Source organism: Streptomyces sp. Isolate_45 (genome assembly GCF_024721315.2).
Classification (GTDB): domain Bacteria; phylum Actinomycetota; class Actinomycetes; order Streptomycetales; family Streptomycetaceae; genus Streptomyces.
In genome coordinates this window covers 1-9,051 of the sequence record NZ_JANFAK020000240.1, presented here as the reverse complement: position 1 = coordinate 9,051, position 9,051 = coordinate 1, and the positions used below count along the sequence as shown (strand labels likewise).

At 73.2% G+C, this 9,051-nt stretch carries 6 protein-coding genes; 5 read left to right on the top strand and 1 reads right to left on the bottom strand.

Annotation, left to right across the window (positions count from 1 at the left end; genetic code table 11):
• Nucleotides 1-342: 342 nt before the first annotated feature.
• Entirely contained in the window at nucleotides 343-1,689 is a 1,347-nt protein-coding gene (locus NOD94_RS38355) for an SWIM zinc finger family protein (RefSeq protein ID WP_281210878.1), read from the bottom strand.
• 134 nt (nucleotides 1,690-1,823) lie between these two features.
• Between NOD94_RS38355 and NOD94_RS38350 the strand changes: the two genes are divergently transcribed.
• The 5 genes from NOD94_RS38350 to sucD all read left to right on the top strand — a co-directional run bounded on the left by NOD94_RS38350 (nucleotide 1,824) and on the right by sucD (nucleotide 8,922).
• Nucleotides 1,824-2,930, top strand: coding sequence for an AAA family ATPase (locus NOD94_RS38350; protein WP_281210877.1), 1,107 nt, complete (start codon nucleotides 1,824-1,826; stop codon nucleotides 2,928-2,930).
• Nucleotides 2,927-5,341 carry a DUF5682 family protein gene (locus NOD94_RS38345; RefSeq protein ID WP_281210876.1) on the top strand — a complete coding sequence of 805 codons (2,415 nt, stop codon included), beginning with the start codon at nucleotides 2,927-2,929 and terminating at the stop codon, nucleotides 5,339-5,341. The genes NOD94_RS38350 and NOD94_RS38345 overlap by 4 nt, the downstream gene beginning before the upstream one ends.
• Nucleotides 5,338-6,528, top strand: a complete 1,191-nt coding sequence (locus tag NOD94_RS38340; protein WP_281210875.1) for a VWA domain-containing protein — start codon at nucleotides 5,338-5,340, stop codon at nucleotides 6,526-6,528. The genes NOD94_RS38345 and NOD94_RS38340 overlap by 4 nt, the downstream gene beginning before the upstream one ends.
• A gap of 288 nt (nucleotides 6,529-6,816) precedes the next feature.
• A complete protein-coding gene (gene sucC, locus NOD94_RS38335) occupies nucleotides 6,817-8,010 on the top strand; it encodes an ADP-forming succinate--CoA ligase subunit beta (RefSeq protein WP_281210874.1) in 1,194 nt (397 codons plus the stop codon).
• 21 nt (nucleotides 8,011-8,031) lie between these two features.
• A complete protein-coding gene (gene sucD / locus NOD94_RS38330) occupies nucleotides 8,032-8,922 on the top strand; it encodes a succinate--CoA ligase subunit alpha (RefSeq protein ID WP_281210873.1) in 891 nt (296 codons plus the stop codon).
• Nucleotides 8,923-9,051: the final 129 nt, after the last annotated feature.

Below are 9,051 nucleotides of genomic sequence, written 5' to 3'. Positions count from 1 at the left end.
TTGCTCTCCGATCTGGCGCAAGGTCTGCACGGCCGCCGCGTCGAGCAGGGCCCGCGGTGCGCCGCCGCGCCGCTCGGTCCCGAGCAGCGCGGCGGCGACCAGTTCCTCCCAGGCCTCCGGTGCCACGGTGTTCCTCTCGTCCGCCTCGGCCGTGCCGTTCATCGGACCCCTCCCTCTTAGTGTTCCGTGCTCCGGTCCCGCCCCCTCCGCGGGACCGGAGCGTCCGTGTTCGGATCGGTCAGTGCCTCAGCTCGCGTGGTTGTCGTTCATCAAAGCCCCCCGGCTTACTCGTTTCCTCACGACGGCGCCCCCGCGCCGTCGCTCCCCGCTTCCCGCCCGGCGTCACCCGAGGGCGACCGGCTCCGCCCCCTGCGGATGCCATGCCGTCAGCGGCGTGAACCCGCGGTGACCGCACTCGCCGAACACCGTGACGGGACCGCCGCCCGAGAGGGCTGCCAGTTGCCACAGGCCCGACCGCGAACGGCCCGCCGCGAGGTTCACCGGCAGCGCGGACGCCCCTTCGGCGTCCGCGAGCTGCCAACCCGCGTCACCCGGTTCCCCCGGTATCGGGATCACCGGACCCAGTACCACCGGCCACGACTCCAGCCACGGGTCCTGTGCCAGCGCGTTCCCGTAGGCGGCCAGCGCCTCCTCCGGTCCCACCCCGGCCGGAACCCGGGTGGCCGGTACGGCTGCCGCGAACCGTTCCCCGAGGTCGGCCCGCAGCCCCGCCGAGCCGGGCCGGAAACGGGCTTCCGCCTCCAGCACCAGTCCGACGGGCAGGGCCGGTCCCGGCGGTCGGCCGGGCGGCCCGAAATCCAGTACCAGGGCCGGACGCCCGCTCGCTGCCCCGTGCAGCCATGTCCGGCGGGTGGTGAGCCGGCCGTCCGGGGACGCCGAGTCGTACTGGGCCAGGACGAGCCAGTGGTCCCGTACGGTTTCGCCCTCCCCCGAGGACGGCAGCCCCACCCGGCTCCGGACGGTCGCGGCCAGCGGCTCCGGCAGCCCGGACACCCCCAGCCAGGCCCTGTCCAGCAGGTGCAGCAGCGCGAACTCCTCAAGCATCCGGGCGGGCCAGCCCGGGCCGCAACCGGGTATTGTCCCCAACTCCCTTACGCGGGAGGCCAGTCCCGGAGCCTGCGCGTCGACCATCCGGGCCGCCGCCTCCTCCCACGGCGCGTATCCCGTCTGCTCCTGGCCCGCCAGGCCGCCGCGCAACAGGTCCACGAGCCGCTGTTCCAGCTCGGTGACCCCCGCGCCGATCCGTTCCGCCCGCCGCAGCGCGCGGCGCCTCGCCCCCTCCTCGTCCACCGGTCCGGTCGCCGCGGCCGCCGGCCGGGCGGCCTTCGCCGCCCGCTCCGCCAGCCATTCCCCCGCCCAGTCCGGTGCCTCGACCGGATCCCCCGCTCCCTCCTCCGCCCACAGCAGCAGCAGTCCCAGCGCGTGCTTGCACGGGAACTTCCGGCTCGGGCAGGAGCACTTGTACGCCGGGCCCGTCAGGTCCACGACCGTTCGGTACGGCTTGCTGCCGCTGCCCTTGCACAACCCCCACACCGCACCGGAAGCGGAACCTCCGGTCTGAGACCACGGACCCGCCCCGCCCAACCTGCCCCCCGCCTTGCGCGACGCATCGTCAGGAGCCAGAGCCAGTACCTGTTCCGCCGTCCAGCGAACCCCCTGCTCAGTCATGGGAACAACCGTAGGGACCCCCACTGACAATCGCTCTGACCTGCAACAACACCATGAACAGGGGGTGTTGTCAGTGGCATGGTGCACCTTGGGTGAAGCAGCCGGAAGTGGCTGCGGAGCCTTGGAGGGGGACCATGACCACGACCGAGAACGAGAGCCCCGCAGAAGCACTGCGACCGCACGCCGAGGACGCCTTCGCACACGAACTGAAAGCCCTCGCAGCAGCCGACGACCGGCCCCGGCCCACCCGTTGGAAGCTCTCCCCGTGGGCCGTGGCGACCTACCTGCTGGGCGGCACGCTCGACGACGGCACCGTCATCACGCCCAAGTACGTCGGCCCGCGCCGCATCGTCGAAGTGGCCGTCACCACCCTCGCCACCGACCGCGCCCTGCTCCTCCTCGGAGTCCCCGGAACCGCCAAGACCTGGGTCTCCGAACACCTGGCCGCCGCCGTCAGCGGGGACTCCACCCTCCTGGTCCAGGGCACCGCCGGCACCCCCGAGGAAGCCATCCGCTACGGCTGGAACTACGCCCGCCTCCTCGCCCACGGGCCGAGCCGCGAAGCCCTCGTCCCCAGCCCAGTCATGCGGGCCATGGCCGACGGCATGACAGCCCGCGTCGAGGAACTCACCCGCATCCCCGCCGACGTCCAGGACACTCTCATCACCGTCCTGTCCGAGAAGACGCTCCCGATACCGGAGCTCGGCCAGGAAGTTCAGGCCGTCCGCGGCTTCAACCTCATCGCCACCGCCAACGACCGCGACCGCGGCGTCAACGAGCTGTCCAGCGCGCTGCGCCGGCGCTTCAACACCGTGGTCCTGCCGCTGCCCGCCACCGCCGACGCCGAGGTCGACATCGTCGCCCGCCGCGTCGACCAGATGGGCCGCTCGCTCGACCTGCCCGCCGCGCCCGAGGGCCTGGAGGAGATCCGCCGCGTCGTCACCGTCTTCCGCGAGCTGCGGGACGGCATCACGGGCGACGGCCGGACGAAGGTGAAATCGCCCAGCGGGACCCTGTCCACCGCCGAGGCCATCTCCGTCGTCACCGGCGGGCTCGCCCTCGCCGCCCACTTCGGGGACGGCGTCCTGCGCCCCTCCGACGTGGCCGCCGGGATCATGGGCGCCGTCGTCCGCGACCCGGCCGCCGACCGGGTCGTCTGGCAGGAGTACCTGGAGACCGTGGTCCGCGAGCGGGACGGCTGGAAGGACTTCTACCGCGCCTGCCGGGAGGTCTCGGCATGAGCCCGGCCGCCGAGGGGCCGCTGCTGCTGGGCGTCCGTCATCACGGGCCGGGCTCCGCCCGGGCGGTACGGGCCGCGCTCGACGCGGCGCGGCCGCGGGCCGTGCTGATCGAGGGCCCGCCCGAGGGGGACGCGCTGCTGCCGCTGGCGGCGGAGCCCGGGATGCGTCCGCCCGTCGCCCTGCTCGCGCACGTCGCCGACGATCCGGGGCGGGCCGCGTTCTGGCCGCTGGCAGGCTTCTCCCCGGAGTGGGTCGCCATCCGGTGGGCGCAGGCCCGGGACGTGCCGGTGCGCTTCATCGACCTGCCGGCCGCGCAGACGCTCGCCGTGCGGGACCCGGCCGCGTGGTCCGGGCAGGAACCGGACGCCGGGGGCGACATCGAGCGGACGGGGGACGTCCGCCTGGACCCGCTCGGGGCGCTGGCCGGGGCCGCCGGGTACGACGACCCCGAACGCTGGTGGGAGGACGTCGTCGAGCACCGCGACGGCGGGTCGGGCGGTGACCCGCTCGCCGCCTTCGAGGCCCTCGCGGAGGCCATGGGGGTCCTGCGCGAGGCCTACGGGGACGGCGGCCACCCGCGCGACCTGGTCCGCGAGGCGCACATGAGGCAGCGGATGCGGGCCGCCCGCAGGGAGTTCGGCGACGACTACGCCGTGGTCTGCGGGGCCTGGCACGTCCCGGCGCTGGCCGCCAGGACGACGGCGACCGCGGACAAGGCGCTGCTGACCGGCCTGCCCAAGGTGAAGGTGGAGACCACCTGGGTGCCCTGGACCCACCGCCGGCTCGCCCGGGCCGGCGGGTACGGGGCGGGCATCACCTCGCCCGGCTGGTACGCGCACCTCTTCGCGGCCCGCGACCGGCCCGTCGAGCGGTGGCTGACCAAGGTCGCCGGGCTGCTGCGGGAGGAGGACTTCCAGGTCTCCTCCGCCCACGTCATCGAGGCCGTCCGGCTGGCCGGGACCCTGGCCGCCGTGCGCGGACGCCCGCTCCCGGGGCTCACCGAGACCCTGGAGGCGGTCCGGGCTGTCATGTGCGACGGCTCCGACGTGCCGCTCGCTCTCGTCGAGGACCGGCTCGTGGTCGGGGACGTCCTCGGCGAGGTCCCGGACGCGGCGCCGGTCGTACCGCTCCAGCGGGACCTCACCCGCAGCCTGCGCTCGCTGCGGCTCAAGGCCGAGGCGCGGCAGCGCGAGCTGGAACTCGACCTGCGCAAGGACACCGACGCCGCCAAGTCGCTGTTGCTGCACCGGCTGCGGCTGCTCGGGATCGACTGGGGGGTGCCCATCGCCTCCCGGAGCAGTACCGGAACCTTCCGGGAGACCTGGCGGCTGTGCTGGGAGCCCGAGCTGTCGGTACGGGTCGCCGAGGCCGGGATCTGGGGCACCACCGTCCTGGGGGCGGCCACCGCCAAGGCCGAGGCCGACGCCGCCGGGGCCGGGGAACTGGGCGAGGTCACGGCGCTGGCCGAGCGGTGCCTGCTGGCCGGGCTGTCGCAGGCCCTGCCGGCGGTGCTGCGGGCGCTCGCCGACCGGGCGGCGCTCGCCACCGATGTGGCGGGCCTGGCCAAGGCGCTGCCGGCGCTGGCCCGTTCGCTGCGGTACGGGGACGTGCGGGGGACGGACGCGGCGGCGCTGGGCACGGTCGCCGCGGGGCTGGCCGAGCGGATCTGCGTGGCGCTGCCGCCCGCCTGCGGGGCCGGGCTGGACGCCGAAGGGGCGGCGGAAATGCGCGGTCACGTGGACGGCGTGCACGGGGCGGTCGCCCTGCTGGCGGACGCGGAGGAGGCCGGGGGGCTGCGCGAGCGCTGGTCGGCGGTACTGCGGGGGCTGGCCGGGCGGGAGGGCGCGCCCGGGCTGATACGCGGCCGGGCCGCGCGGCTGCTGCTGGACGACGGGCGGCTCGCGGCCGGGGAGACGGCGCGGCTCATGGGCCTCGCCCTGTCCCCGGCGTCCGCCCCGGCCGACGCGGCGGGCTGGATCGAGGGCTTCGCCGGCGGGAGCGCGGGCGGCGGCACGCTGCTGGTCCACGACGACCGGCTGCTGGGCCTGATCGACGCCTGGCTGGTGTCGGTGCCGGAGGGCGCCTTCATCGACGTACTGCCCTTGCTGCGGCGGACGTTCGGGGCGTACGAGCCGGGGGTGAAACGGACCCTGGGCGAGTTGGTCCGGCGCGGGCCGGGCGGCCGGGCCGGGGCCGCCGCACCGGGCGGTGCCCCGGCGGGCTTCGCCCCGGAACCGGACCCGGTCCGGGCGGACGCGGCGGCCGCCCTGGTCCGACTGCTGCTGTCCGCGCCGGCGGCCGACACGGCGCCGGAGCCGGCCCCGGAGCCGGTGGGGGCGAGCGCTTCCGGAGGCGAGGTGCGGTGCGGGTGGGGACGAGTGGGAAACGAGCGGGAGGGGACGGGGACATGAGGGCGACGGAGAGTCCGGCGGGGACGGGCGGGGGCGTGGCCACCGGCGGCGACGCGGAGCGGCTGCGGCGGTGGCGGATGGTGCTCGGCGGTGGCGAGGCCGACGGCACCGGCCACACCCTGGCCGGACAGGACGCGGCGATGGACGCCGCACTGGGAGCGCTCTACGGCGGCGGCTCCGGCGGCGCGCGCAGGAGTTCGGGGGAGCGGTCCGCGGGCCTCGGCGGCAGCGCGCCGAACGTGGCGCGCTGGCTCGGGGACATCCGTACGTACTTCCCGGCCCCGGTGGTGCAGGTCATGCAGCGGGACGCGATCGAGCGGCTGGGGCTGGCCTCGTTGCTGCTGGAGCCGGAGATGCTGGAGGCCGTCGAGCCGGACGTCCACCTGGTCGGCACCCTGCTCTCGCTCAACAAGGCGATGCCGGACACCACGAAGGAGACGGCCCGGGCCGTCGTCCGCAAGGTGGTCGAGCAGTTGGAGAAGCGTCTCGCGACCCGGACCCGGGCCACGCTCACGGGCGCCCTGGACCGGTCCGCGCGGACCAACCGGCCCCGGCACCACGACATCGACTGGGACCGGACGATCCGGGCCAACCTCAAGAACTACCTGCCCGAGTACCGCACGATCGTCCCGGAGCGGCTCGTCGGTCACGGCCGGGCCTCGCAGTCGGTGAAGAAGGAGGTCGTCCTCTGCATCGACCAGTCGGGCTCGATGGCGGCGTCCGTCGTCTACGCCTCCGTCTTCGGCGCGGTCCTCGCCTCCATGCGGTCGATCTCGACGCGGCTGGTCGTCTTCGACACCGCGGTCGTCGATCTGACCGACCGGCTCGACGATCCCGTCGACGTGCTCTTCGGCACCCAGTTGGGCGGCGGCACCGACATCAACCGGGCGCTGGCCTACTGCCAGTCGAAGATCACTCGGCCCGCCGACACGGTGGTCGTCCTGATCAGTGACCTCTACGAGGGCGGCATACGCGACGAGATGCTCAAGCGGGTCGCCGCGATGAAGGGCGCCGGGGTGGAGTTCGTGACCCTGCTCGCCCTCTCCGACGAAGGTGCCCCCGCCTACGACCGCGAGCACGCGGCGGCGCTCGCGGCCCTCGGGGCGCCCGCCTTCGCGTGCACCCCCGACCTGTTCCCGGATGTGATGGCGGCGGCGCTGGAGAAGCGACCCCTGCCGGTGCCCTGACGGGGCCGGGCGCGGTCGCGCACCGTGCGGTCGTAAATCGGCAGATCACACGAAGATGCAGTTCAACCGTGAGGCGATCTGTGACAGGTATCACCGCTCAGGTGTGATCTGCGATTTAGGGACCCACGGCCCACGGGGATAACCTGCGGGACGGACATGCCGCGTCCACGGTCACCGTGTGCGCCTTCCTTGTGACAGCGCCGTCACGTTGCCCTCCGCGGCACGCCCACGCAGATAGCAGACAACCGCGAATCACTGCGAATCTTTGAAGACAAGGGACGGACGCGCGTGGACCTGTTCGAGTACCAGGCGAGGGACCTCTTCGCCAAGCACGGTGTACCGGTGCTGGCCGGTGAAGTCATCGACACGCCTGAGGCGGCTCGCGAGGCCACCGAGAAGCTGGGCGGCAAGTCGGTAGTCAAGGCGCAGGTGAAGGTCGGCGGCCGCGGCAAGGCCGGCGGCGTCAAGCTCGCCGCCACCCCGGACGAGGCCGTCGCCCGTGCGACGGACATCCTGGGCATGGACATCAAGGGCCACACGGTCCACAAGGTGATGATCGCCGAGACCGCTCCCGAGATCCTCGAGGAGTACTACGTCTCGTACCTCCTCGACCGGACCAACCGCACCTTCCTGGCCATGGCCTCGGTGCAGGGCGGCATGGACATCGAGGAGGTCGCGGAGAAGACCCCCGAGGCCCTCGCGAAGGTCCCGGTCAACGCCAACGAGGGCGTCACGATCGAGAAGGCCCGCGAGATCGTCGCCCTGGCGAAGTTCCCGGCCGAGGTCGCCGAGAAGGTCGCCGAGGTCCTCGTGACCCTGTGGGCGACCTTCATCGCCGAGGACGCGCTCCTCGTCGAGGTCAACCCGCTCGCGAAGGTCGCCAACGGCGACATCATCGCGCTCGACGGCAAGGTCTCGCTCGACGAGAACGCCGAGTTCCGCCAGCCGGGCCACGAGGAGTTCGTGGACCACGCGGCCGCGAACCCGCTGGAGGCCGCCGCCAAGGCGAAGAACCTCAACTACGTCAAGCTCGACGGTGAGGTCGGCATCATCGGCAACGGCGCGGGTCTCGTGATGAGCACCCTCGACGTCGTCGCCTACGCCGGCGAGGCGTACCGGTCGGTGAATGGCGGTGGCGTCAAGCCCGCCAACTTCCTCGACATCGGCGGTGGCGCCTCCGCCGCCGTCATGGCGAACGGCCTGGAGATCATCCTCGGCGACCCGGACGTCAAGTCCGTGTTCGTCAACGTCTTCGGTGGCATCACCGCGTGCGACGAGGTCGCCAACGGCATCGTCCAGGCGCTCCAGCTGCTCGAGGACAAGGGCGAGGCGGTCACCAAGCCGCTGGTCGTCCGCCTCGACGGCAACAACGCCGAGCTGGGTCGCAAGATCCTGTCGGACGCCAACCACCCGCTGGTTCAGCGCGTGGACACCATGGACGGCGCGGCCGACAAGGCCGCCGAGCTCGCGGCTGCGAAGTAAGGGCAGAGGTCACAGACTCACATGGCTATCTTCCTCAACAAGGACAGCAAGGTCATCGTCCAGGGCATGACCGGTGCCACGGGCATGAAGCACACCAAGCTGATGCTGGCTGACGGCAGCAACATCGTCGGCGGCGTGAACCCGCGCAAGGCCGGCACCACCGTCGACTTCGACGGCACCGAGGTACCGGTCTTCGGTTCCGTCGCCGAGGCGATGGAGAAGACGGGCGCCAACGTCTCCGTCCTCTTCGTCCCGCCGGCCTTCGCCAAGGCCGCCGTCGTCGAGGCCATCGACGCCGAGATCCCGCTGGCCGTCGTCATCACCGAGGGCATCGCGGTGCACGACTCCGCCGCCTTCTGGGCGTACGCGACCGCCAAGGGCAACAAGACCCGGATCATCGGCCCGAACTGCCCGGGTCTGATCACCCCCGGCCAGTCCAACGCCGGCATCATCCCGGGCGACATCACCAAGCCCGGCAAGATCGGTCTCGTGTCCAAGTCGGGCACGCTGACCTACCAGATGATGTACGAGCTGCGCGACATCGGCTTCACCTCCGCCGTCGGCATCGGTGGCGACCCGGTCATCGGCACCACGCACATCGACGCCCTGGAGGCCTTCGAGGCCGACCCGGACACCGAGCTCATCGTCATGATCGGCGAGATCGGCGGCGACGCCGAAGAGCGCGCGGCGGACTTCATCGCGAAGAACGTCACCAAGCCGGTCGTCGGTTACGTCGCGGGCTTCACCGCCCCCGAGGGCAAGACCATGGGCCACGCCGGCGCCATCGTCTCGGGTTCTTCCGGCACCGCACAGGCCAAGAAGGAAGCCCTCGAAGCCGCGGGCGTCAAGGTCGGCAAGACGCCGACCGAGACCGCGAAGCTGGCGCGCGAGATCCTGAACGCCGCCAAGTAGGCAGTCGCCGTCGGCACGCACGCACGCAGGTGCGCGTGTGCGTCGGGCGAGCACGGGGGGGGGGGGGGGGGGGGGGGGGGGGGGGGGGGGGGGGGGGGGGGGGGGGGGGGGGGGGGGGGGGGGGGGGGG

What these genes read in the sequence shown, in the direction of transcription:
- sucD (WP_281210873.1), top strand. Translation starts at nt 8,032, where the DNA reads ATGGCTATCTTCCTCAACAAGGACAGCAAGGTCATCGTCCAGGGCATG.
- NOD94_RS38355 (WP_281210878.1), bottom strand. Translation starts at nt 1,689, where the DNA reads ATGACTGAGCAGGGGGTTCGCTGGACGGCGGAACAGGTACTGGCTCTG.
- NOD94_RS38345 (WP_281210876.1), top strand. Translation starts at nt 2,927, where the DNA reads ATGAGCCCGGCCGCCGAGGGGCCGCTGCTGCTGGGCGTCCGTCATCAC.
- NOD94_RS38350 (WP_281210877.1), top strand. Translation starts at nt 1,824, where the DNA reads ATGACCACGACCGAGAACGAGAGCCCCGCAGAAGCACTGCGACCGCAC.
- NOD94_RS38340 (WP_281210875.1), top strand. Translation starts at nt 5,338, where the DNA reads ATGAGGGCGACGGAGAGTCCGGCGGGGACGGGCGGGGGCGTGGCCACC.